Source organism: Lysobacter enzymogenes, from assembly GCF_900106525.1.
Lineage (GTDB): Bacteria > Pseudomonadota > Gammaproteobacteria > Xanthomonadales > Xanthomonadaceae > Lysobacter > Lysobacter enzymogenes.
This window is the reverse complement of record NZ_FNOG01000004.1, coordinates 1-24733: the sequence shown is the minus strand read 5'-3', so window position 1 is coordinate 24733 and position 24733 is coordinate 1. Positions and strand designations below refer to the sequence as shown.

The window sequence follows — 24733 nt, the reverse complement described above, 5'->3', positions numbered from 1 at the left end:
CAGTTCCTCCGGCAGCCAAGGCGACCCCCGTGACCCAACCCGCAATCCTCGCTCTCGAAGACGGCACCGTGTTCGAGGGCGTTTCCGTAGGCGCGCCCGGCCTCAGCGTCGGCGAAGTCGTATTCAACACCGCCATCACCGGCTACCAGGAAATCCTCACCGACCCGTCGTACGCGCGTCAGTTGGTGACCCTGACCTATCCGCACGTCGGCAACACCGGCGTGACCGACCAGGACGACGAAGCCCGCCAGGTCTGGGCCTCCGGCCTGATCGTGCGCGACGTGCCGCGCCGTCCCAGCAACTGGCGCAGCCAGATCGCCCTGCCGCAGTGGCTGGCCGATCGCGGCGTGGTCGCCATCGCCGACATCGACACGCGCAAGCTGACCCGTCTGCTGCGCGACACCGGCGCGCAGAACGGCGCGCTGATGGCCGGCGACATCGACGTCGACAAGGCGCTGGAAGCCGCGCGCAAGTTCCCCGGCCTCAAGGGCATGGACCTGGCCAAGGAAGTCTGCACGCGCGAGCGCTACGAGTGGACCGAAGGTCAGCTCGACCTCGACCGCAACGCCTTCGTCAACGCCGAGCCGCGCTTCCACGTCGTCGCCTACGACTTCGGCGTCAAGCTCAACATCCTGCGCATGCTCGCCGAGCGCGGCTGCCGCATCACCGTGGTGCCGGCGCAGACGCCGGCCGCGGACGTGCTGGCGCTGAAGCCCGACGGCGTGTTCCTGTCCAACGGCCCGGGCGACCCGGAACCGTGCGACTACGCGATCGCGGCGATCAAGCAATTCATCGCCCAGAAGATTCCGACCTTCGGCATCTGCCTCGGCCACCAGTTGCTCGGCCTGGCTTCGGGCGCGAAGACGCTGAAGATGAAGTTCGGCCATCACGGCGCGAATCATCCGGTCCAGGATCTCGATTCCGGCCGGGTCATGATCACCTCGCAGAACCACGGCTTCGCGGTCGATGAAAGCTCGCTGCCGGCCAACGTGCGGGTGACCCACCGCTCGCTGTTCGACGGCAGCAACCAGGGCATCGCGCTGACCGACGCGCCGGCTTTCAGCTTCCAGGGTCACCCGGAAGCCAGCCCCGGCCCGCACGATGTGTCGCCGTTGTTCGACCGCTTCGTCGCCTCAATGGAGAGCGCTCGTTGAAAGCGCGCGCGCTGCTCGCGGTGCTCGTCCTGGCGTGCTCAGGCGCTGCGGCCGCGACTGAACTCGACCGGGCGGAGCTCGCTCAGGCGCGCGAATTGCTCGGTGTCGGCAGGGCACAGTTCGATCCTTGGGTCCGCACCCGGGTCGAGGAACTCAAGGCGGCTCCGCGGCTGAGTCAGCAGCAACGCGATTGCCTCAGCGACCGCCTGACCGAGGCGCTCAACACCAATGTCGACGCGATGGTGGAGCAGGCTTTCGTGCATCGTAGCGAGCTGGATGCGTGGAAGCGGTTCTCGCGAACCAAGGCCGGGCCGCCTACGTTGCAGTATCTGGCCGCTAAAACGCGCGCGGCCTATTCCGGCAGTCCGGAACCGGACGGCAAGGCGCTTGATCGGAGCATGAGCGAATCCGACAAGGCCGTGGCGATGAAGTTTCTCGGCGCCGAAGGTGGCCGGGTCATGGCTCGTTTCGGCAGCATCGGTATAACCGATGCGGTGGGGCCGGCGCGGGACGAAATCGTGCGGCAGTGCCTGGAGACGCCGCAGTCGTGACCGCCCGTGTCGGCCACGCAGCGCCTGCCCGCAAAAACGCTGCGCGTTTTTTTCGGGCAGGCGCCTGGGCCGCGCTAGCGTTCGGCGCGTATCCCGCCTTCGTAATGATCGCGGTGTACTCGCAATGGTTCACCGCGCAACTCCCCGGCGGACGCAACGGCCCCGCCGATGCGTACCGCCACAGCCTGGCCAGCGCCGTCGTCGCTTACACCTTGTCGCCGCGTTGCGTCGAGTGGGTGACCGCGGTGATGGAGCGGGGCGGGGAAGGGAATGCGAGCCGGGCCATGGACGCCCACAACAACGCGATCGGCGCGCGCATCGGCGCCGCCGCTTCGACCTGGACCGCGATGCAGCGCGAGGTTCGCGCCGCGGTCGACCACGGCGCGATCGACGCACGATCGCCCGAGCAAATCACCTGGCGCGCCCCCGAGACGTGGCAGGACCGACTTTACTGAGGACCTCATGCCCAAGCGTACCGACATCAAAACCGTCCTGATCATCGGCGCTGGCCCGATCGTGATCGGCCAGGCCTGCGAGTTCGACTACTCCGGCGCGCAGGCGTGCAAGGCGCTGCGCGACGAGGGCTACCGCGTGGTCCTGGTCAACTCCAACCCGGCCACGATCATGACCGACCCGAACATGGCCGACGCCGTGTACATCGAGCCGATCAACTGGCAGACGGTCGAGAAGATCATCGCCAAGGAAAAGCCCGACGCGCTGCTGCCGACCATGGGCGGCCAGACCGCGCTGAACTGCGCGCTGGACCTGGCCGACAACGGCGTGCTGGAGAAGTACAACGTCGAGCTGATCGGCGCCAAGCGCGACGCCATCCGCATGGCCGAAGACCGCGAGCTGTTCCGCGTGGCGATGAGCGAGATCGGCCTGGAGTGCCCGCGCGCCGCGGTGGCGCGCACCCTGGAAGAGGCGATCGAGATCCAGGCGCGGGTCGGTTACCCGACCATCATCCGCCCCAGCTTCACCCTTGGCGGCAGCGGCGGCGGCATCGCCTACAACCGCGAAGAGCTGATCGAGATCGTCACCCGCGGCCTGGAACTCTCGCCGACCACCGAAGTGCTGGTCGAGGAATCGGTGCTGGGCTGGAAGGAGTTCGAGATGGAAGTGGTCCGCGATACCGCGGACAACTGCATCATCGTCTGCTCGATCGAGAACTTCGACGCGATGGGCGTGCACACCGGCGACTCGATCACCGTCGCCCCGGCGCAGACGCTCACCGACAAGGAATACCAGCGCCTGCGCGACGCCTCGATCGCGGTGCTGCGCAAGATCGGCGTCGACACCGGCGGCTCCAACGTGCAGTTCGGCATCAACGCGCAGGACGGCCGCGTGGTGGTGATCGAGATGAACCCGCGCGTGTCGCGCTCCTCGGCGCTGGCCTCCAAGGCCACCGGCTTTCCGATCGCCAAGATCGCGGCCAAGCTCGCGGTCGGCTACACCCTCGACGAGCTGCGCAACGAAATCACCGGCGGCGCCACCCCGGCCTCGTTCGAGCCGAGCATCGACTACGTGGTCACCAAGATCCCGCGCTTCGCGTTCGAGAAGTTCCCGCAGGCCGACGCGCGCCTGACCACGCAGATGAAGTCGGTCGGCGAAGTCATGGCGATGGGCCGCACCTTCCAGGAATCGCTGCACAAGGCGCTGCGCGGGCTGGAGACCGGCAAGGTCGGGCTCGACCCCACCGGCCTGGACCTGAGCAGCGAAGCCGACCTGACCGCGCTCAAGCGCGAGCTCAAGGAACCGGGCCCGGAGCGCATGTTCTACATCGGCGACGCCTTCCGCGCCGGCCTCAGCGTCGAGGACGTGCACGCGCTGTCGTTCGTCGACCCGTGGTTCCTCGACCAGATCGAGGAGCTGATCGCGACCGAACGCGAAGTCGCCGAAGGCGGCCTGGCCGCGCTCGACAAGGGCCGCATGCGCGCGCTCAAGCGCATGGGCTTCTCCGACGCGCGCCTGGCCCAGCTGACCGGCACCGACGAGACCGCGCTGCGCACCCTGCGCCGCGCGTTCGGCGTGCGCCCGGTGTACAAGCGCGTGGACTCCTGCGCCGCCGAGTTCGCCACCACCACCGCCTACATGTACTCGACCTACGAGGACGAGTGCGAAGCCAACCCGAGCAACCGCGACAAGATCATCGTTCTCGGCGGCGGCCCCAACCGCATCGGCCAGGGCATCGAGTTCGACTACTGCTGCGTTCACGCGGCGCTGGCGCTGCGCGAGGACGGCTACGAGACCATCATGGTCAACTGCAACCCGGAGACCGTGTCGACCGACTACGACACCTCCGACCGCCTGTACTTCGAGCCGCTGACGCTGGAAGACGTGCTGGAGATCGCCGACCTCGAAAAGCCCAAGGGCGTGATCGTGCAGTACGGCGGCCAGACCCCGCTGAAGCTGGCGCGCGCGCTGGAAGCCAACGGCGTGCCGATCGTCGGCACCTCGCCGGACAGCATCGACCTGGCCGAAGACCGCGAGCGCTTCCAGAAGCTGGTGCAGGACCTGGGCCTGGCCCAGCCGCTCAACCGCACCGCGCGCAACCCCGACGAGGCGCTGGTGCTGGCCGCGCAGATCGGCTATCCGCTGGTGGTGCGCCCCAGTTACGTGCTCGGCGGCCGGGCCATGGAAATCGTCTACTCCGACGCCGACCTGTCGCGCTACATCCGCGACGCGGTCAAGGTGTCGAACGAGTCGCCGGTGCTGCTCGACCGCTTCCTCGACAACGCGGTGGAAGTCGACGTCGACGTGATCGCCGACCGCGAAGGCCGGGTGCTGATCGGCGGGGTGATGGAGCACATCGAAGAGGCCGGCGTGCATTCCGGCGACTCCTCGTGCTCGCTGCCGCCGTACTCGCTGTCGCCGGCGACGCAGGAAAAGTTGCGCGAGCAGGTCGTGGCGCTGGCCAAGGCGATCAAGGTCGTGGGCCTGATGAACACCCAGTTCGCGATCCAGACCGACGCCGACGGCAAGGAAACGATCTTCCTGATCGAAGTGAACCCGCGCGCCTCGCGCACGGTGCCGTTCGTGTCCAAGGCCACCGGCATGCCCCTGGCCAAGATCGCCGCGCGCTGCATGGTCGGCCAGACCCTGACCTCGCAGGATGCGGTCGACGAGATCGTGCCGGACTACTACTCGGTCAAGGAAGCGATCTTCCCGTTCGCCAAGTTCCAGGGCGTCGACCCGATCCTCGGCCCGGAGATGCGCTCCACCGGCGAGGTGATGGGCGTGGGGCAGAACTTCGGCGCGGCGATCGCGCGCGCGCAGGAGGCCGGCGGCATCAAGGCGCCGCCGGTGGGCAAGGTGTTCGTGTCGGTGCGCGATCCGGACAAGCAGCGCGTGCTGCCGGTGGCGCAGGAACTGCTGCGCCGCGGCTACAGCCTGGTCGCCACCCGCGGCACCCAGGCCTTCTTCGCCGAGCACGGCGTGCCGTGCGAGGTCATCAACAAGGTCACCGAGGGCCGTCCGCACATCGTCGACCTGATCAAGAACGGCGAGATCGTCTACATCATCAACACCGCCGAAGGCCGCCAGGCCATCGCCGATTCGTTCTCGATCCGGCGCGAGGCGCTGCAGCAGCGGCTGACCTACTCGACCACGGTGTCCGGCGCGCGCGCGCTGGTCAATTCGCTCGACTACCGCGGCAAGGGCCCGGTGTGGTCGCTGCAGGAGCTGCACGCGCAGATCGGCGCGGCCTGAGCGCAGCCCAAGGCGCGGCTTCGGCCGCGTCGCTTTGTGCGGGAGGGCCTTGAGGCCCGATGTTTTCTGTGGGAGGGCCTTCAGGTCCGGTGCTTTTGTCTCAGGTCTCGACGATCTGACCGGAAAGCGTCGGGCCTGAAGGCCCTCCCACGGTTTGTCCCCGCCGTTTTCAAGGGCTGTCTTCCGCCGGACTTCCCCGGCACAATGCCCCTCAGACACCGCTTCGTAACATCCGCGCCGGGCCCGAGAACCGCCCGGCGCCGTACTTTGCAGAGGAACCAAGGAATGAGAGCACCCATTACCGCCAAGGGCGCGCTGCGCCTGCGCGCCGAACTGGACGAACTCAAGTCGGTCAAGCGCCCGGCCGTGATCAACGCGATCGCCGAAGCGCGCGCCCACGGCGATCTCAAGGAAAACGCGGAGTACCACGCCGCGCGCGAGCAGCAGGGCTTCATCGAAGGCCGCATCAAGCAGCTCGAAGCCGAGCTGTCGCATGCGCAGATCATCGACACCAGCACCCTCAACGCCGGTTCCAAGGTCGTGTTCGGCGCCACCGTCGAGCTGGCCGACACCGAGACCGACGAGGAAAAGAGCTACCAGATCGTCGGCGACCTGGAAGCGGATATCAAACAGGGCCTGATCGCGATCTCCTCGCCGGTGGCGCGCGCGCTGATCGGCAAGAACGAGGGCGACACCGTCGTCATCGAAGCGCCGGGCGGCACCCGCGAGTACGAGATCGTCGGCGTCAGCTACAACGGCTGAGCCGCGCCCATCCGCACCGATCCGGCCGCCATGAACCGCGTCGACCTGTTGCTGCCCGCGCGCGAACGCTTCGGCGGCCAGCGCCTGGGCGAGGAGCTGGCCCGTCGCTTCGGCCGTGCCGACCGCACGGTGGAGGCGGCCGATTTCGCCGCGCGCGCGTTCGACATCCTGCCGCGCGGCTGGCCGGTGGCCGCGGCGACCCGCCAGCGCGACGCCGGCGACGCCGCGCACGGCGCCTGGCTGCGCGCCGATCCGGTGTATGTGCGGCCCGACATCAACGGCGCGCGCCTGCTCGCCTACGGCCGTGCCCTGTCGCTGAGCGAACGCGACAGCGCCGCCTTGCTGCCGGCGCTCAAACCGCTGTTCGGCGACGCCGGGTTTCCGATCGACGCGCCGGCGCCGGATCGCTGGTACATCGCCTTGCCGCGCGAAAGCCGGTTGCCGCGCTTCGTTTCGCCCGAACAGGCGCTGGGCGAGGACATGTTCCAGCACCTGCCCGAAGGCGACGGCGCCGAAGGCCGCCGCTGGCGCGCGCTGCTGAGCGAGGCGCAGGTGGTGCTGCACAACCATCCGCACAACGCCGCGCGCGCCGCCGCCGGGTTGGCGCCGATCAATTCGCTGTGGTTCTGGGGCGCGGGCGCGCTGCCGGACCACGTGCGCAGCGGCTACGCCGGCGTCTACAGCGACGACGAAGCGCTGACCGCGTTCGGCGCCCAGGCCGGCATTGCCGCGGGCGCCTTGCCGCCGAACTGGAGCGCGCCTGCGTTCGAAGGCGCGGCGCTGTTCGACCTGCGCGCGCAACGCGACCTCGCGCTGATCCAGCGCGACTGGCTGCAACCGCTGGCGCAGGCGCTCGACCGCGGCGCGCTCGCGCGCGTGGCGGTGCTGTGCGCCGACGGCGAACGCTTCGAACTGGCGCGTTCGCAGCGCTGGCGGTTCTGGCGCAAGCCGCTGCGTTCGCTGCTGGATTGAACGCCGCCATGCCCATCGCGCGTTCGGAGCCGCGGCGTTGAAGCCCGCCGCGCGCCTGCGCCGGCGCGAGCCGGCGGCCGACGGGCACTGGCCCGACTCGATCCCGCCGCTGCTGCAGCGCATCTACGCCGCGCGCGGCGCGACCTGCATCGAACAAGCCCAGCCCAAGCTCGCCCAACTGCTGCCGCCCGACGGCATGCTCGGCCTGGACCGGGCCACCGAACTGCTGGCCGCGGCCATCGCCGACGACCGCCACATCCTGGTGGTCGGCGATTTCGATTGCGACGGCGCCACCGCCTGCGCGGTCGGCGTGCGCGGCCTGCGCATGCTCGGCGCGAAGCGGGTCTCGCACGCGGTGCCCAATCGCATCGTGCACGGTTACGGTTTGTCGCCGGCGCTGGTGGAAGAATTGGCGCGGCTGCAACCGGATCTGCTCGTCACCGTCGACCACGGCATCGCCTGCCACGCCGGCATCGATGCGGCGCGCACGCGCGGCTGGCAGGTGCTGGTGACCGATCACCACCTGCCCGGCGAAACGCTGCCGCCGGCCGACGCCATCGTCGATCCGAACCAGCCCGGCGACGCGTTCCCGAGCAAGATGCTGGCCGGCGTCGGGGTGATGTTCTACGTGCTGCTGGCATTGCGCCGGCGCTTGCGCGAAGCCGGCGCGTTCGGCGCCGGCCACAACGGCCCCGACCTCAGCCAGCTGCTCGATCTGGTCGCGGTCGGCACCGTCGCCGACCTGGTTCCGCTCGACGCCAACAACCGCGCATTGGTCGCCGCCGGCCTGCGCCGGCTGCGCTCGGGGCAGGGCGGCGCAGGCCTGCGCGCGCTGATCGAGGTCGCGCAGCGCGATTACCGCCGCCTCACCGCGGCCGACATCGGCTACGCGCTGGCGCCGCGGCTCAACGCCGCCGGGCGCCTGGAAGACATGGCGCTGGGCATCGAGTGCCTACTGACCGAAAACCCGGCTCAGGCGCGCGAGATCGCGTCCACGCTCAACGACATCAACGCCGAACGCCGCGCGGTGCAGCAGCAGATGACCGACGTGGCCGAGCGCGCGTTCGCGCGCGTGGCGTTCGATCCGGCTGCAGCGCCCTTGGCGCCGTGCCTTTTCGACCCGGACTGGCATCCCGGCGTGGTTGGGCTGGTCGCATCGAAGATGAAGGAACGCCTGCACCGCCCGGTGATCGCGTTCGCGCCGGCCGAGCCCGGCAGCGCGCAGTTGCGCGGCTCGGCGCGCTCGATTCCCGGCTTCCATATCCGCGACGCGCTGGCCGACGTGGCCTCGCGCCATCCCGAGTTGATCGAACGCTTCGGCGGCCACGCCATGGCCGCGGGCCTGTCGCTGCACCGCGACGCATTCGAACCGTTCCGCGACGCCTTCGACGCGGTCGCGCGCGCGGCGCTGACGCCGGAACTGCTGCAGGCCGACGTGCTCAGCGACGGAGCGCTGGCGCCGGCCGAGTTCGACCGCGGCCACGCCGAATCGCTGCGCGACGGCGGGCCGTGGGGGCAGGGCTTCGCCGAGCCGCAATTCGACGGCGAGTTCGAAGTGCTGTCGTGGCGGGTGATCGGCGAGCGCCACCTCAAGCTGGAGCTGGGCTGCGAAGGGCGCCGGCTCAACGCCATCGAGTTCGGCGGCTGGGACGGCAACAAGCCGCCGCCGTGGGTGCGCATCGCATACCGACTGGAGCCCGACGATTATCGAGGCGGCGAAGCGGTGCAGCTGATCGTCGTGCATCGCGAAGCGCTGTAGCTGCGCATCGTGTCCTGCCTGCGGCCGGACAGGTCGCCACCTCACGCCTAATGATCCCGCGGCGGGCCTCGTCGAGCCTAGCTGACGCAGGACAGTGCGGCCCGTCCGCCGATGGCATTGTCCGCCGGCTTCTCCTGCGCAATCGCGAACGGCTTGGAAGTTAGGCGCTGATGAGCACGGCGCATAAGTCCCGTCGGACTGTTCGGCGCACGCGGCCGAATGCATCGCGCTGCCGATTTTCGCGCCGATAAGCCTCGCTGCCGGCGCCGCTGCATGGACGGGGTTGCGTCCAAGTAGCGCCGCCTCTTGGCAAGCGCCTGCGCTGAAGCGGAAAAACTACGCAAAAAATGAGCGTAAATCATGTGTTTCGCACCCTGAGCGGCGCGGAAGCATGGTCGCTCTTGGTGCTTCAGTGCGCGAATTTGAGTGGATCGGCATCACGAGTTGCGTAGCTTTTTGCTTATAAAAATTACGTATAAGAAACGCCGTTGGATTCCGCGCGGCGCTCTTGCGATGTGCTGCGGAGGTGGATGCCAACAGTACTCATTAAGTGAGTATTTGATGTGCGATTGTCTCGCGGTAAGCCTTTGAGCGGCCGACCGATGCCGCGAAACGTCGAGGGCGGCATTGGCGCTCCCGCGATTTGATAATCGCTTTCGACTGCGATTTTTTCGGTGCTTTTTAGGCACACAAACGATCCATCGATCTTTGCCGGATGTCGCATAAGCATGCCGGCGGTGAGTATTCGCATGCTTGACAGGCGAATTTCTGTAGATATTTTTTCTGCAACTGACGTTGATTCAGTTGCGTTAACTACTTGAGTCACAGGGGCGGTTGCGTTCGGCGGTAGCGGACGCGTCGGTGGAGTGACGAAGTACTTGCAGTTCCGCCGTCCCGCTTAAGTGCGGGTGTTGCGGCAAAACGGGATCCCGACACGATGCGTCCGACCGGCGCGCGGACCCGTGGGCGTGTGCACCGAAGACAACGATGGCTGGGCTGCGCGACCGCTGCGCGGCGTGTCTGTGCGTGGAAAAAAGAGGGATCACATCATGAATTCGAACGCTGTCGGCAAGCCTTGTAGGTGGTTCGGATGCATGCTGCGCACGCTGCTGTGCGTCATGGCGCTGGCGGGCCTGCCGGCCGGCGCACAGACCGTGACCAACACCGCCACGGTGTCCGCACCCGCCAACGGCGCCGATCCGACGCCCGCCAACAACAGCGCTTCCGACACCGATACGGTGCTGGCGCCGCAGTTGACGATGGCCAAGAGCCACACCGGCAACTTCACCGTCGGCACCAACGGCACGTACACGCTGACGGTGAGCAACACCAGCACCGCCGCTAACGGCGCGGCGACCTCCGGCACCGTCACTATCGTCGACACGCTGCCTAACGGCCTGGGCTTCGTCTCCGGCACCGGCAGCGGCTGGGCCTGCAGCGCCAGCGGCCAGGCCGTGACCTGCACCAGCACCACGCCGATCGCCGTCGGCGCCAGCAGCGCGGTGACGCTGACGGTTTCGGTCGGCAACGCCGCTATCGGCACCGCAACCAATACCGCGCGGGCCAGTGGAGGCAACGATCCGACCTGTCCTGCCGCGCCAGGTACGCCAGCGGCGCGTTGCAGCGCCAGCGACCCGACCCAGGTCAACGGCGCGGCCGATCTGTCGCTGACCAAGACCGTCGACAACGCCAGCGCGGCGATCGGGTCCAACGTCACGTTCACCCTGAGGGTCGACAACGCCGGACCGTCCGACGCCAGCAACGTGATCGTCACCGACCAGCTGCCGGCCGGCTTCACCTTCGTCTCTTCGACCGGCGCGGGAACCTACACCGCCGGCACCGGCGCCTGGGTGATCGGCACGATCGCGGCAGGCGCCAACGCCACCCGCAGCATCGTCGCCACCGTCAACGCGGCCGGCTCGCACGTCAACAACGCCGAAGTCAGCAGCGTCGACCAGCGCGATCCCGATTCCACCCCGGGCGACGGCGGCGGCGACGACTTCGGCAGCGTCACCGTGACGCCGTCGGTGTCGGCGGACATCGCCACGACCAAGACCCTGACCACGGCTGGGCCGTATCGGGCCGGGCAGACGGTGTCGTTCAATATCGTGGTCACCAACAACGGCCCGTCGCCGGCGAGCAACATCGCCGTGGCCGACACGCCGACCAACCTCACCCTCGGCGCGGTCAGCGGGGCCTGCAGCGCGCTGCCATGCACGATCGCCAACCTCGCCGCAGGCGCGTCGGCGACGATCACCGTCGCCGGCACGATCGGCACCGACGGCAGTTTCGCCAACGCCGCCACCGCGACCCTGCCGCCGGGACAGACCGATCCCACGCCGGGCAACAACACCGGCACCGTCACCGCGACCGCCTTGCCGAGCGCCGATGTCGCGGTGCAGAAAACCCTCACCACCGCCGGCGTGATCGTCGCCGGGCAGAGCGTGACGTACCAGATCGTGGCGACCAACCACGGCCCGTCGGTCGCGACTGGCTTCGTGCTCGCCGACACGCCGGGCAACATCGCCATCACCGCGGTCAGCGGCGCCGGCTGTACGGCGTTCCCGTGCACCTTGGGCAGCATCCCGGTCAACGGCAGCGCCACGGTCACGGTGACCGCGACGGTCGGCGCCACTGGCGGCGCGTTCAACAACACCGCGACAACGACCGCGCCGGCCGGCACCACCGATCCGGTGCCCGGCAACAACAGCGACGATGCGCCGGCCACCGCGGGCGCGCGCCCGATCAACGCCAATCCCGATACGCCGCCGGCGATCAACGGCGGCAGCGGCGGCACCACCGCCACCGTGATCGGCAACGACACCCTCGGTGGCCAGCCGGTCACCGTCGGCGCCGGCGGCAACGCCACGCTGACGCCGGGCGCCAGCCCGAATCCGGGCCTGACGATGAACGCCAACGGCACCATCACGGTCGCGCCGGGCACGCCGGCGGGCACCTACACCTATCCGTACACGATCTGCGAAGTCGCCAACCCGACCAACTGCGCGACCACCAACGCCACGGTGACGGTGAATCCGTCCGACCTGGTCGCCAACCCCGACGACTACAGCAGCACGCCGATCAACGGCGCCGGCGGCGGCAGTACGCCCTCGGTGCTCGGCAACGACACCATCAACGGCCAGCCGGTCACCGTCGGCAGCGGCGGCAACGCCACGCTGACGCCGGGCGCGAGCCCGAATCCGGGCCTGACGATGAACCCGAACGGGACCATCGCCGTCGCCCCGGGCACGCCGGCAGGCACCTACACCTATCCGTACACGGTGTGCGAGCGGCTCAACCCGAGCAACTGCCGCACCACCACCGCCACCGTCGTGGTCGGCGCCGCGCCGATCGTCGCCAATCCCGACGACTACACCGGCACGCCGATCAACGGCGGCAGCGGCGGCCGCACGCCGTCGGTGGTCGGCAACGACACCATCAACGGCCAGCCGATCACCGTCGGCAGCGGCGGCAACGCCACGCTGAGGCCGGGCACGAGCCCGAACCCGGGCCTGAGCATGAACCCCGACGGCACCATCGCCGTCGCGGTGGGCACGCCAGCGGGCACCTACACCTATCCGTACACGGTGTGCGAGGTGCTCAACCCGACCAACTGCTCGACCAGTCAGGCCACCGTCGTGGTCACCGCCGCGCCCTTGGTCGCGACGCCCGACACCGCGACCACGCCGCAGAACACCCCGGTGGTCACGCCGGTGCTGGGCAACGACACCCTCAACGGCCAGCCGATCGACCCGAGCAAGGTCACGCTGACCGTACCGACGCCGCCGACCCACGGCACGGTGACGGTCAACCCGGACGGCACCATCACCTACACGCCGAATCCGAACTTCTCCGGCACCGACACCTACACCTACCAAGTCTGCGAGACGCTCAATCCGGCCAATTGCACCACCGCCACGGTGACGGTGACCGTGCAGCCCAACCAGGTCACGGCGACCGACGACGTCATCGACACGCCGGCCAACACGCCGCGCCCGATCCCGGTGCTCGGCAACGACACCACCACCGGCGCGCCCCTGGATCCGGCCTCGGTGACCTTCCCGACGCCGCCGGCGCACGGCACGGTGGTGTTGAATCCCGACGGCACGGTGACCTACACGCCGACCCCGGGCTATCTGGGCGACGACAGTTTCGTCTACCAGGTCTGCGACCATTCGACGCCGACGCCGGTGTGCGACACCGCGACCGCGACGATCCGCGTGACCGGCAGCCCGCCGGTCGCCAATCCCGACAACGAGGATGTCGCCACCGGCAGTGCCGGCGAACCGCTGGTGATCGCGGTGCTCGGCAACGACACCGATCCCGACGGCAACATCGATCCGGCGTCGGTCCTGCTGGTCGGCGCGGGCGTCAGCGGCGACGGCAAGACCTTGACGGTGCCGGGCGAGGGCGTGTGGACGGTGAATCCGAACGGCACGCTGACCTTCGTGCCCGCGCCGGGCTTCATCGGCGAGGCCACGCCGGTGCAGTACAGCGTCGCCGACACCACCGGCCTGCGCTCGAATCCGACCACGGTGCGCGCCAACATCCTCGGCAACGTGCGCCTGCGCATCGTCAAGACCGCGCAACCGCGCGACGTGCGCATCGGCGATCTGGTGCGCTACACCTTGAGCATCGAAAACGTCGGCGACGCCGACGCGGTCGATGCGACCGTGATCGACACGCCGCCGCCGGGCTTCAGCTACGTGTCCGGTTCGCTGAGCGTGGCCGACCGCGACGGCGCCGGACGCCAGACCGGCAACTATCCGATCCGGGTCGACCGGATCGACATCGCCCGCGGCGAACGCGCCACCATCGCCTACCTGCTGCGGGTCGGCGCCGGCGTGCGGCCGGGCACGCACGTCAACCGCGCCATCGCCCAGGACAACGGCGCCACCGTGTCCAACACCGCCCAGGCCGAAGTGCGCCTGGTCGCCGATCCGCTGCTGGACGAATCGCTGATCCTCGGCACGGTGTTCGACGACCGCGACAGCGACGGTTGGCAGGACGCCGCCACGCTGGACAAGGTGCACGTGCGCGGCGGCTTCGCGCCCGAGGCTTACGTGCCCGGTTCCACCACCATCGACCGCGGCGACGGCCCCAAGCCGCTCAGCGATGCGAGCGCGCCGCTGTTGCACGGCATCGACCTGGGCCGCTTGCCGGGCCGCGCTTCCGACGCCGATCCGGCACCGCTGGTGACGATCGCCCAGACCCTGCGCGAACCGCGCTTCACCGGCGATTTCGCCCTGAGCGGCGGCGACGGCGTCGAACTGCGCATGGACGCCGACGGCCGCAACACCGTGCAGCGCAGCGGCCGCGCCGGCAAGGGCCTGGACGCCGCCGCGCCGCGCGTGGAGCGCCGCGTCGCCCAGGTCGAAGGCGGAGTGCGGGTGGAGTACGCGATCTACAACGATGGCGTCGACGAACGCGGCATCCCCGGCGTGCGCATCGCCTCGGTCGAAGGCCTGCTGATCGAGACCGATCCGTTCGGCCGATATCACCTCGAAGGCGTTCCGGGCGGCGCGTGGGAGCGCGGACGCAACTTCATCCTCAAGGTCGATCCGGCGACCTTGCCGCCGGGCACGGTGCTGACCACCGCCAATCCGCTGTTGCGCCGGATCACTCCGGGCCTGCCGGTGCGCTTCGACTTCGGCGCGAAGCTGCCGCCGCAGGAGCCGTCGCGAGCTCCAGCGCCGCCCGGGCCGGCTCCAGACGCCAAGGCGGGAGCCGCGCCGACCGCGCCGCAGGACCCACGCGATGCGAGCGCGCCGACGCCGCGCAGCCAGGAGAGGACGCCGTGATGAGCCTGAAACTGAAGCTGCTCGATTACTCCCTGCTGTGCGCGATCGCCGGCTTGCCGCTCCAGGTGTGGGCGCAAGGCGCCGCGCCTTCGCCGTTCGCCGCCGGCGCAGTGGCGCGCGCGGCGGCGGACAATGCCGCGCGCACCGAAGCAATGGCGCCGGCCGTTGCGGCCGCCGCCGCCGTCAACGCGAACTCCGCCGCGCCGCTCGCACCGGCCCGCGGCTCCGCCGCCACCGGCCAGTGGAGCGCGCGCCTGCCGGCGGGCGGGGTGATCTGGGCCACCGAGGATCCCAACCTCGGCCAGCCCGAACTCAACGTGTCCGCGCCGAGCCTGGTGTCCTTCGACGGGCGCAAGGTGGTCGCGCCGGTGCAGTTCTACCTGCAGAACAACTACGCGGCCTTCATCCGCCGCGCCGAGGTGCTGATCTACCGCGCCAGCGACGGCGATCTGGTCGAGCCGCTGGCGACAGTGCCGCTGCCGGCCGGTGCCACCGCCAGCGCGCAGTGGAACGGCGAACTGCCGGCGAACTTCGCAGCGCGCGCCGGCGACGAACTGGTCTACCTCGTGCGTGCCTACGGCGAAGACGGCGCGTTCGACGAAACCTATCCGCGCAAGCTGCAACTGGTGCGGCCCGAAGAGGCCGAACGCGGCGCGCAGCAACTGCGCCGCGCGGTGGAACAGCGCTACGGCGATGCCTTGAGCGCCGAACAGGCCCAGCAGCGCAGCCTGATCGACCAGGCCTTCGGCGAAAACGGCCTGCGCCAGCAGAACATCCGCATCTACGGCTCGCGCATCCGCATCCAGGGCCGCAACCTGCCCGAAAACGCCAGCGTGACCATCAACGGCCAGTCGCAGCCGGTCGACCTGGAAGGCAAGCTCGCCGCCGAATACCTGGTGCCGGTCGGCCGCCACCGTTTCGACATCGCCGTCGACGGCAAGGACGGCTCGCTCCAGCGCGAACTCGATGTCGACGTCAGCGGCAAGTACCTGTTCGCGATCGCGCTGGCCGACGTGACCGTGTCGAAGAACAGCGCGTCGGGTTCGGTCGAAGCGCTGGGCGCCGATGCCGAGCGGCTGGACGACAGCCTGCTGGTCGACGGCCGCCTGGCGTTCTATCTGAAGGGCAAGTTCAAGGGCAAGTATCTGGTCACTGCCCAGGCCGACACCCAGGAACGCGAGATCAGCGAGCTGTTCAGCGGCTTCTGGGACGCCGACCCGCAGGACGTGTTCCGCCGCCTCGACCCGAACCTGTACTACCCGGTCTACGGCGACGATTCCACCGTCTACCGCGACGTCGACACGATGGGCCGGCTGTACCTGCGCGTGGACTGGGACAAGAACCAGGCGCTGTGGGGCAACTTCAATACCGGCATCACCGGCACCGAGTACGGCCAGTACTCGCGCGCGCTGTACGGCGGCGCGTTCGAGTGGCGTTCGCAGCGCACCACGAATCTGGGCGAGGCGGGCACCACGCTGCGCGCGTTCGGCTCGCAAGCGCAGACCGCGCCCGGCCACAGCGAATTCCTCGGCACCGGCGGCAGCCTGTACTACCTCAAGCACACCGATGTGTTGCCGGGCTCGGAACGGCTGACGATCGAAGTGCGCGACGACACCACCGGCCGGGTCGAGAACCGGATCGAACTGCACCGCGGCGCCGACTACACCATCAACGAGCTGCAGGGCCGGCTGGAACTGTCGCGACCGCTGCTGACCCGCGCCGACCGCGCCAATCTGCCGCGCCTGACCATCGACACGCCGCTCGACGGCCTCAGCCAGGTGCTGCTGGTCGATTACGAGTACGTCCCGCGCGGCTTCGACCCCGACGACGTCACCCTCGGTGTGCGCGGCAAGCACTGGTTCGGCCAGCACGTCGCGGTCGGCGCGACCTACGTCGATGAGAACCGTTCCGGCGAGGACTACACGCTCAAGGGCGCGGACGTGACCCTGCAGGCCGGGCGCGGCACTTACCTCAAACTCGAGCACAGCCGCACCCAGGCCACCAGCGCGCCGGTGTTCTTCTCCGGCAACGGCGGCCTGAGCTTCGTCCAGCGCAACGCCGCGCTCGGCGCGCGCCAGGGCAGCGCCCGTGCGGTCGAGGCGCGGGCCAACTTCAAGGAATTGGGCTGGACCCACGACGACTGGGCGGTCGGCGCGTGGTGGCGCAAGGTCGATGCAGGCTATTCGATCAGCCGTTTCGATCAGGGCCAGGACATCGAAGAGCGCGGCGCCGAGCTGATCGGCATGATCGGCCAACGCTTCCAGTTGTACTCGCGCTACAGCAAGGCCGAACGCGGGCAAGAGTCGTTCACCCAGGCGCAGCTCACCGGCGAGTGGCGCATCGACGAGGACAACACGCTCAGCGCTGAGCTGCGCCGGGTCGAGGAAGCGCGCGCCGGCGGGCCGTCGGCCGATGCGGTCGGCAGCCTGGCCGCCTTGCGCTATCTGCGCCGGGTCGGCACGAGCTGGGAATGGTCGGGCACCGCGCAGAAGACCTTCGACGACGACCACGGCAAGTACCGCGACAACGACGCGCTGACCCTCGGCGGCAAGTACCTGTTCGGCGATCTGTCCAGCGTCGGCGCCGAAGTCACCACCGGCGACCGCGGCGATGCGGCCCAGGTCAACGCCGAGTACCGGCTCACGCCGGACCACAGCGTCTACGCCGCCTACACCCATTCCACCGACCGCAGCGAGTACGACCCCTTGTTCAACCGCCGGCAGACGCCGGGCTGGACCCTGGGCCAGCGCTGGCGCCTGTCGAACCAGGTCAACCTGTTCAACGAGAGCCAGTTCCTCAAGGAACCCGACGCGTCCGGCCTCGCCCATACCTTCGGCATGGATTTCTATCCGGGCGACAACTGGAACCTCGGCTTCACCCTGCAATCGGCGCAATTGGACAAGGACGCGGGGCAGGTGGACCGCGACGCGATCAGCCTCAGCGGTGGCCGCACCAACGCCGACACGCAGTGGCAGAGCAAGCTGGAATGGCGTCGCGACTCCGGCGCCGAGCGGCGCGAGCAGTGGGTCAGCACCAATCGCCTGCTGCACAAGTTCAACGAGAGCTTCCGCATCGCCGCGCGCATCAACTACTCCAAGACCCAGGACAAGCAGTTGTCGGCCGCCGGCGCGAAGTTCATCGAAGCCAATCTCGGTTTCGCCTGGCGGCCGTTCGACAGTACCGCCTGGGCGCTGCTGGGCAAGTACACCTATCTGTACGACCTGTCGGCGCTGGAGCAGGACGGCCCCAACGTCGCCTTCTACGACCAACGCAGCCAGGTGCTGTCGCTGGAAGGCGTGTACCAGCCCGAGCAGCGCTGGGAATACGCGCTCAAGCTGATGCGCCGCGAAGGCGAGGTGCGTTACGGCCGCTTGCAAGGGCAATGGGCCGATTCGGCCGCGACCTTCGCCGCCGGGCAGGTGCGCTACGAGTTCGCCGGCGTCTGGCACGCGCTGGCCGAGTACCGCTGGCTCGGGGTGAAGGACGGCGGCGAAAAGCGTGGCGTGCTGCTCGGCATCGACCGCGATCTCGGCGAAAACTTCCGCATCGGGCTTGGCTACAACTTTACCGAGTTCAGCGACGACCTGACCGATTTCGACTACGACCATCGCGGCGTGTTCCTTAACGTCGTCGGCAAGTACTGAGGCGAAGGAGACGACGATGTCCACGAAAAAGAATCTTTCGCCGACGCTTTCGAAGCGGCTGTGTGTTCTGGCGTTTCTCGCGTTGACGAGCGTCCCCGCGCAGGCGCAGTTCGCCACAGGTGGCAGCGGACGCTTCAAGTCGCAGATCTTCTGGTTCGATTGGGGCGACCGAGGCGCCACCATTCCGGCGGCAGGCACGACGGTCACCAACACGTTCGCTACGCCGTCGGGTCAGGCGCTGCGCATGACCTGCTCGATCAGCAACAAGGTCGGCAACATGTTCATCAAGCAGCCGGGCGACTTCGGCGGCGACGGACTGGACGACCTGTACAACGTCGGCGGCGTTGGCGCCGCAAACACGATGGATATCGGACTGGTTAGTTCCCCCGGCGGAGCGACGATCACCTTCACTTTCGCTTGCTCCGCTACATTGGGAGCGCCTAGCGATCCCAATCCGTCGGCCTATCCGCTCTCCGGTCTGGTGTTCGCCGATGCCGAACAATCCCAGAACGCGGCTGGGCAGAACGAATACACCCAAGGCACGATCAGCAGCGCCGGCACGACGTGGCGGATGATCGACCGCTTCCGCAATTGCACGACGACGGATACGCCGCTGGTCCGGACCGACAGCGCCGGCCAAAGCGCGCTGCGGATGAACGGTGCCCCCTCCCTTTGCCAATCGGGCCCCATAGGGGTGGCCTTCATGGAGGGTACGACCACGGCGGAGGTCGTGTTGAAAGGCGGCGGACAATCGGCCATTGCGCTTGGCGCGATGGTGGTTTTCACCACCGACTTCGGCGATGCGCCGGCGAGCTATGGCAATCCGACCCACGACGCGCAGCCTTCGTGGTCGGGCGGCGACCTAGCGCCCAATTCCACCACCCAATTGCACAGCATGACCCTAGCCAACTTAGTCCAGCCGACTGCGCGGCTGGGCAGCCGGGTCGATGCCGAACTGGAGGCCAGCCATGGCGCCAATGCCGATGGCGACGACACCCTCGGCGAAGACGACGAAGACGGTTTCACCGCGCCCTTGGGCGTGGTGGTCGCAGTGCCGGGCGCGACCTACACCCCGCCGCTCATCGCCTGCAGTGGTGGCGGTGTCGTGCGCGGCTGGATCGACTTCAACCGCGACGGCGATTTCAACGATCCTGGCGAGGTATCGAACAACAGCCCGGTGTGTCCGGGCGGGCCGAACGGCAGCGGGACCGTGGCTTTGAACTGGGACGTACCGGCCAATGCCGCGCAGGGGCGCAGTTACATGCGCATCCGCACCGCATCGGTGGCCGCGCAGATCGCTACTCCAACCGGCGCGGCCGCCGATGGCGAAGTGGAGGATTACCTCATCACCGCGCTCGCGCCGGCCAAGGTGATCTTGAACAAGCGGATCGTCTCGCGCATCGATGCCACCGATCAATTCACCGTGGGCGTTTTCGACGGAGCCACCTCGATCGGTACGGCGACCACGGCCGGCACCGCGCTCACCGCGACCACCGGCGAACTGCCGGTGGACGTGACCGGGCCCTACACCCTGCGCGATGCCAATGCCGGCGGATCGGCGCTGCTGCGGTACACGCCGAGCCTGACCTGCGTGGCCAATGCCGGAAGCACCGGCGCCGTACCCACGCCCACCGGCCCCACCGGCACCGGGCCGGCGGACTGGAGCATCACCTTCAACAACGGCAACGACCTGACCTGCACGATCACCAACACGCCCAATCAGGCGGACCTGGCGATCGCCAAGACCAATAACCGCACCGCCAGCGAACACGGGCAGGCGAGTCAGTACACCGTGACCGTGACCAACAACGGCCCGGGCACCGCCATCGGTGCGGTCGTCACCGACCCGGCCCAGGCCGGGTTGGATTGCCCGACCGCCAACGCGGTGACCTGCACCGGCGCGGCCGGCGCCTGTCCGGCCACGACGGCGACCGTCGGCGATTTGCAGGGAACCGGCGTGACCTTGGGGACGCTGGCGGTGGGCGCGAGCCTGACCCTGCAGTTCGACTGCGTCGTGCAGTGACGGCGCGGAGGCGGGCTTGCGATGACGCAACGCGAATTCACCGATTTTTTCGCGGCGCTGCAGTACGAGGATTCGCCGCATTTCTCCAGCGAACGCCTGTGCGAGTTGCTGGGGATCAAACGCCGCGAGTTGGCGGACATGTGCCGGCTGCGTCCGGAGCGTTTCCGGCTGGCGCCGATGTCGCCGCAGGTACAGCTTTCGCTGCGCGAGCTGGTGCGGGTGCTCGGCGCCGCCTACGACCGCTTCGACGACGAGCGGCAGCTGGTGTTCTGGTTCAAGAACTGTCCGATCGCGCCGTGCGACTACCGCACGCCGGCCGAGCTTTGCGCGCAAGGGCGCGCCGCGGACGTGCTCGAATGCCTGGCGACGCAGCGATGCTGAGCGCGGATCGCCGCGGCCCACCGCGCGCGGGGCGGCCCGGAGCGCGCGCATGAGGACGCTACGGGCCGTGTGCGAGGCGAAAGTGCGCGAGCTGTGCCGGCAGTGGGCGCTGGCCGTGTGCGAGGTCGGAAAGCCGCTGGATCCCGGCCGCTTCGACGATTTCTATGCCTGGATCGAACGCACGCATCCCGAGTACCTGCGCTTCAAGCCCAGCCGCAGCGTCGTCTACTGGGTCGGGTTCTGGTTCGAGCAGGAATGCGAGCGCGCGCAGATGCGGCGCGCCGGCGAATCCTGGCCGGTGGCGGAAACCAGCGAAGACCTCCAGGCATCGCCGTGCGCGGACGCCACGCACTGCGGTCCGCGCCGGGCGTAACGCGAACCCGCGCGCGCCACCGAACAGGGGATTGGTGTTCCTTCACTGGGAGATACCGTCATGTCGAAGTTGTCGTTGCTGGCCCTTTCCATGGCGATCGCCGCGCCGGCCGTCGCCGCGCCGCCGTCGCTGTTCCAATCGCCGCCGCTGCAGAAAATCGCGGCCGCCGCCGTTCGCGAGCAACGGGTGACGCTCAATCCCGACGCGCTGGAACAGGCCATCGTCGAGCGCGGGATGTGGATCGCCACGCCCTCGGGCCAGCGTGTGTTCGCCCGCACCTCGCGCCACCAGTTCCTGCCCGACGGGACCTTGCTGTGGGTGGGCAAGGTCCGGCTCAAGGACGCAAGCGAGCGCACGGTCATGGTCGCCAGCGGCAAGGACGCGTCGTTCGGCGCGCTGGTCGCCGAAGACGGTTCGCCGCTGAAACTCGACACGCGCAAGGGCGCGACCTATTTGATCGTGCCCGACCCCATGCAGGACGCGGATCGCATCAGCGCCGCGAAAGGCCTCAAAGCGTCGCCCGACTTCATCGAGGCGCAGCCGATGCTGGCAAGCGCCAAGGACGCGTTGCGGACCAAGATCGCGCTGGCCAAGACCGCCGGTCCGGTGGTGGACGTGTTCGTCGGCTACACGCCAGGGTTGGTGACGCGCTACGGTTCGCAATCGGCGGCGCTGACCCGGATCAATTATCTGGTTTCGGTTACCAACCAAGCGTTCATCGATAGTCAAGTCGATGCCACTCTGCGTTTGGTCGGCACCAAGCAGGTCGCCTACCCGGAGACCGAAACCAACTCGGCAACCCTCGATGCGCTCGGCGACCGAAGCGGGGTGGGGCCGTTGCAGGTGCTGCGCGACGCGCGTCGTGCCTCCGGCGCCGACATGCTTACCATCGTGCGTCCGTTCCTGACGCCGGAACACGGCAATTGCGGCTTGGCGACGGTCAACGGCAGCAATCTGGGGCCCTACACCACGGCATCCGGCGGCGGCGCGAACGCCGCGATCAGCGACGGCACGGACGACAACAGCACGACCTACTGCAAAGACACCACGTTCAGTCACGAGCTCGGCCACAATTGGGGCTTGGTCCACGATTCGGCCAACAGCGATAAGCCTGGGCCGTTTCCCTATACGTTCGGCTGGAAACGCGATCTTCCCGGTGGCGGCTTCTACACCCTGATGGCCTACGGCTCTTCCGGCCAATCGCCCGCGCCTTATTACTCCAACCCAGACATCTATCTGTGCAAGGGCCAGCCTTGCGGCGACGCCGGCACCGCCAACCAAGCGCGGGCTCTGCGCACCACCTTGCGCGTGGCCTCGGCCTTCAATCAGCCGCTGGACCCGTTGATCGACATCGACGGCGACGGCATGGCCGACCTGGTGCTGCAGAACGACGGCGCGATGGCCTTCATCCTGTATCGCGGTACTTACGCCGCTTACGGTGGCAAGCAGACGATGGGCGCGGGCTTCCGCCTCGTCGCCGCCGGCGATTTCAACGGCGACCACCGAACCGATTTCGTTTGGAACAGCGACGCCCGCGAGCCGCAGATATGGACCGCGCAAGCCGACTACACCTTCCAGACGACCGCCAAGTCGGTCACGTCCTGGGACGTGATCGGCGCGGCGGACCTGAGCGGCGACGGCAAAAGCGACATCTTGTTCACCAAACCCGGCGAAACTCAGTTGCGCGTGTGGGTGATGAACGGAACCAGCACTGCATCGGTCAAGTGTTTCGACATCACTGCGGGTTACCGGGTCGTCGCCGCGCGCGACTTCGACGGCGACGGCCTGATCGATCTGATGTGGGCCAACGCCGACCGCCGCCTGGAGTACTGGAAGAACAACGGCAATACCACGTTCACCATCGTCCAGACTGGGCTGCAGTACCCGCAGGGCTGGACGCTGGTCGGCAGCGGCGATTTCAACAACGACAACAAGGCCGATCTGGCTTTCGACACCAACGCCTTGCTGCTGTCGGCGGCGACCGTGTGGACCATGGACGGCGGCGGCAGGATCGGCACGCAATCGGTCAGTGGTCCGCTGCTCGAACTGCTGCACAGCCCGATCGCGGTGGATCGCTATGGCGGCGCCACCGCCAGCATGCTGTGGACCAGCGGCATTTTGCGCGATATGTGGATGTCGTTGAACGACGGCACCGGCGCGAACTACAACACCACGAGCGTCTACGGCTTCCCCTCCGATTCGTCGGGTTCGTTCTATCGCAATTATCCGGCCGGCTGGACGGTGTTCACCGGCGCGCCGATCGCGCCGTAGTGCGTGGCCAGGGGCCGTGCGACCGCGCGCTGCGCGGCGGCGGGCGCGCGGTCCCGCTTCTTGCCGCATGCCGAGGCGGCTTGGATTCGCCAGGCAAGGGCAGGGCGGATGCCGATTCAGTTCACAGCCGCGGGCTCGGGGCGGGTATGCGGGCAGGCAACTGTGGCGGCGTCTTGCGCACCCTGCGGCGACGATGCTTGAACCGCAGCTGACGATTTGCGACGAGCGAAGCAGCGTGGCGACGCAAGTCGCGACGGGCGGCGGGTTGCGCGGATAGACTAGCGCACACTCTTCCCCCGGAGTTTTTCAGCATGTGCGGAATCGTAGGCGCGATCGCCGATCGCGATGTGGTGCCGGTCCTGATCGACGGCTTGAAGCGGTTGGAATACCGCGGTTACGACTCGGCGGGCATCGCCGTGTTCGACGGCGCGCAGCTGCGCCGGGTGCGCCGGACCGGGCGCGTGGCGGAGATGGAGAACGCGGCCCAGGCCGAGGCGTTCAGTGCGCAGATCGGCATCGGCCACACCCGCTGGGCGACCCACGGCGGGGTGACGGAGGCCAATGCGCACCCGCACATCAGCTTCGGCGAACTGGCGGTGGTGCATAACGGCATCATCGAAAACCACGACGAGCAGCGCGAGCGGTTGCGTGCGGCCGGTTATGCGTTCGAATCGCAGACCGACACCGAAGTCATCGCCCACCTCATTCACTCCTATCTGAAGCAGGGCCACGACCTGCTCGCGGCGGTGCAGGCGGCGGTGCGCGAGCTGGTCGGCGCCTACGCGATCGCGGTGGTGAGCCTCAACGAGCCGGGCCGCTTGATCGCCGCGCGCATGGGCTGCCCGCTGCTGGTCGGCCTGGGCGAGGGCGAGAACTTCGTCGCCAGCGACGTGTCGGCGATCGTGCAGGCTACGCGCCGGGTGATCTTCCTGGAAGAAGGCGACACCGCCGAGGTCACCCGCGCCGCGGTGCGGGTGTTCGACATCGACGGCGCGCAGATCGAGCGCGAAGTGCATCTGTCCGACGTGTCGCTGGCCTCGCTGGAGCTGGGCCCATACCGCCACTTCATGCAGAAGGAAATCCACGAGCAGCCGCGCGCGATCGCCGACACCATCGAGGCGGTGATCGACAACAACGGCTTCAGCGCGTCGCTGTTCGGCGCCAAGGCCGACGAAGTGTTCGCCGGCGTCGAGGGCGTGCAGATCCTGGCCTGCGGCACCAGCTATTACGCCGGCCTGACCGCGCGCTACTGGATCGAGGCCATCGCCGGGTTGCCGTGCCAGGTCGAGATCGCCAGCGAGTACCGCTATCGCGCCGCGGTGGCGAACCCGAAG

At 68.4% G+C, this 24733-nt stretch carries 14 protein-coding genes; all 14 read left to right on the top strand.

The window, feature by feature from the left end; genetic code table 11:
* Positions 1 to 29: 29 nt before the first annotated feature.
* On the top strand, positions 30 to 1154 hold the full coding sequence (gene carA / locus BLU84_RS11030) for a glutamine-hydrolyzing carbamoyl-phosphate synthase small subunit (protein WP_074866715.1): 1125 nt from the start codon (positions 30 to 32) through the stop codon (positions 1152 to 1154).
* Positions 1151 to 1705 carry a hypothetical protein gene (locus BLU84_RS11025; protein WP_074866711.1) on the top strand — a complete coding sequence of 185 codons (555 nt, stop codon included), beginning with the start codon at positions 1151 to 1153 and terminating at the stop codon, positions 1703 to 1705. The genes carA and BLU84_RS11025 overlap by 4 nt, the downstream gene beginning before the upstream one ends.
* Positions 1702 to 2160, top strand: coding sequence for a DUF6973 domain-containing protein (locus tag BLU84_RS11020; protein ID WP_074866710.1), 459 nt, complete (start codon positions 1702 to 1704; stop codon positions 2158 to 2160). Before BLU84_RS11025 ends, BLU84_RS11020 begins: the two co-directional genes overlap by 4 nt.
* 7 nt (positions 2161 to 2167) lie before the next feature.
* On the top strand, positions 2168 to 5413 hold the full coding sequence (carB, locus tag BLU84_RS11015; RefSeq protein ID WP_074866707.1) for a carbamoyl-phosphate synthase large subunit: 3246 nt from the start codon (positions 2168 to 2170) through the stop codon (positions 5411 to 5413).
* 285 nt (positions 5414 to 5698) lie between these two features.
* Complete coding sequence (gene greA / locus BLU84_RS11010; protein ID WP_074866704.1) at positions 5699 to 6175, top strand: transcription elongation factor GreA; 477 nt, start codon at positions 5699 to 5701, stop codon at positions 6173 to 6175.
* A gap of 30 nt (positions 6176 to 6205) precedes the next feature.
* On the top strand, positions 6206 to 7147 hold the full coding sequence (locus BLU84_RS11005; protein WP_074866701.1) for a hypothetical protein: 942 nt from the start codon (positions 6206 to 6208) through the stop codon (positions 7145 to 7147).
* Between the two features lie 37 nt (positions 7148 to 7184).
* Positions 7185 to 8906 carry a single-stranded-DNA-specific exonuclease RecJ gene (gene recJ / locus BLU84_RS11000; RefSeq protein ID WP_074866698.1) on the top strand — a complete coding sequence of 574 codons (1722 nt, stop codon included), beginning with the start codon at positions 7185 to 7187 and terminating at the stop codon, positions 8904 to 8906.
* Between the two features lie 1049 nt (positions 8907 to 9955).
* Positions 9956 to 14707 (top strand): Ig-like domain-containing protein, encoded by a 4752-nt coding sequence (locus BLU84_RS10995; protein WP_083382504.1) that lies wholly within the window; start codon positions 9956 to 9958, stop codon positions 14705 to 14707.
* The gene (locus BLU84_RS10990; RefSeq protein WP_074866693.1) at positions 14707 to 18351 is read left to right on the top strand and encodes a hypothetical protein; all 3645 of its coding nucleotides are present in this window, start codon (positions 14707 to 14709) and stop codon (positions 18349 to 18351) included. Before BLU84_RS10995 ends, BLU84_RS10990 begins: the two co-directional genes overlap by 1 nt.
* Before the next feature lie 16 nt (positions 18352 to 18367).
* A complete protein-coding gene (locus tag BLU84_RS10985) occupies positions 18368 to 20374 on the top strand; it encodes a CshA/CshB family fibrillar adhesin-related protein (RefSeq protein WP_139174926.1) in 2007 nt (668 codons plus the stop codon).
* Positions 20375 to 20395: 21 nt separating this feature from the next.
* A complete protein-coding gene (locus BLU84_RS10980; protein ID WP_074866687.1) occupies positions 20396 to 20755 on the top strand; it encodes a hypothetical protein in 360 nt (119 codons plus the stop codon).
* Positions 20756 to 20804: 49 nt separating this feature from the next.
* Positions 20805 to 21128 (top strand): hypothetical protein, encoded by a 324-nt coding sequence (locus BLU84_RS10975; RefSeq protein ID WP_139174925.1) that lies wholly within the window; start codon positions 20805 to 20807, stop codon positions 21126 to 21128.
* A 60-nt stretch (positions 21129 to 21188) separates the two neighbouring features.
* Positions 21189 to 23399 carry a reprolysin-like metallopeptidase gene (locus BLU84_RS10970; protein ID WP_074866683.1) on the top strand — a complete coding sequence of 737 codons (2211 nt, stop codon included), beginning with the start codon at positions 21189 to 21191 and terminating at the stop codon, positions 23397 to 23399.
* A 311-nt stretch (positions 23400 to 23710) separates the two neighbouring features.
* Positions 23711 to 24733, top strand: a 1023-nt coding sequence (gene glmS / locus BLU84_RS10965) for a glutamine--fructose-6-phosphate transaminase (isomerizing) (protein ID WP_074866680.1), incomplete at its 3' end; no start/stop codon positions are given.

Excerpts from the sequence above, each read along its gene's own strand:
- BLU84_RS10995 (WP_083382504.1), top strand. The coding sequence starts at position 9,956 with ATGAATTCGAACGCTGTCGGCAAGCCTTGTAGGTGGTTCGGATGCATG.
- greA (WP_074866704.1), top strand. The coding sequence starts at position 5,699 with ATGAGAGCACCCATTACCGCCAAGGGCGCGCTGCGCCTGCGCGCCGAA.
- carB (WP_074866707.1), top strand. The coding sequence starts at position 2,168 with ATGCCCAAGCGTACCGACATCAAAACCGTCCTGATCATCGGCGCTGGC.
- BLU84_RS10990 (WP_074866693.1), top strand. The coding sequence starts at position 14,707 with ATGAGCCTGAAACTGAAGCTGCTCGATTACTCCCTGCTGTGCGCGATC.
- BLU84_RS11005 (WP_074866701.1), top strand. The coding sequence starts at position 6,206 with ATGAACCGCGTCGACCTGTTGCTGCCCGCGCGCGAACGCTTCGGCGGC.
- BLU84_RS10980 (WP_074866687.1), top strand. The coding sequence starts at position 20,396 with ATGACGCAACGCGAATTCACCGATTTTTTCGCGGCGCTGCAGTACGAG.
- BLU84_RS10985 (WP_139174926.1), top strand. The coding sequence starts at position 18,368 with ATGTCCACGAAAAAGAATCTTTCGCCGACGCTTTCGAAGCGGCTGTGT.
- BLU84_RS10975 (WP_139174925.1), top strand. The coding sequence starts at position 20,805 with ATGAGGACGCTACGGGCCGTGTGCGAGGCGAAAGTGCGCGAGCTGTGC.
- BLU84_RS10970 (WP_074866683.1), top strand. The coding sequence starts at position 21,189 with ATGTCGAAGTTGTCGTTGCTGGCCCTTTCCATGGCGATCGCCGCGCCG.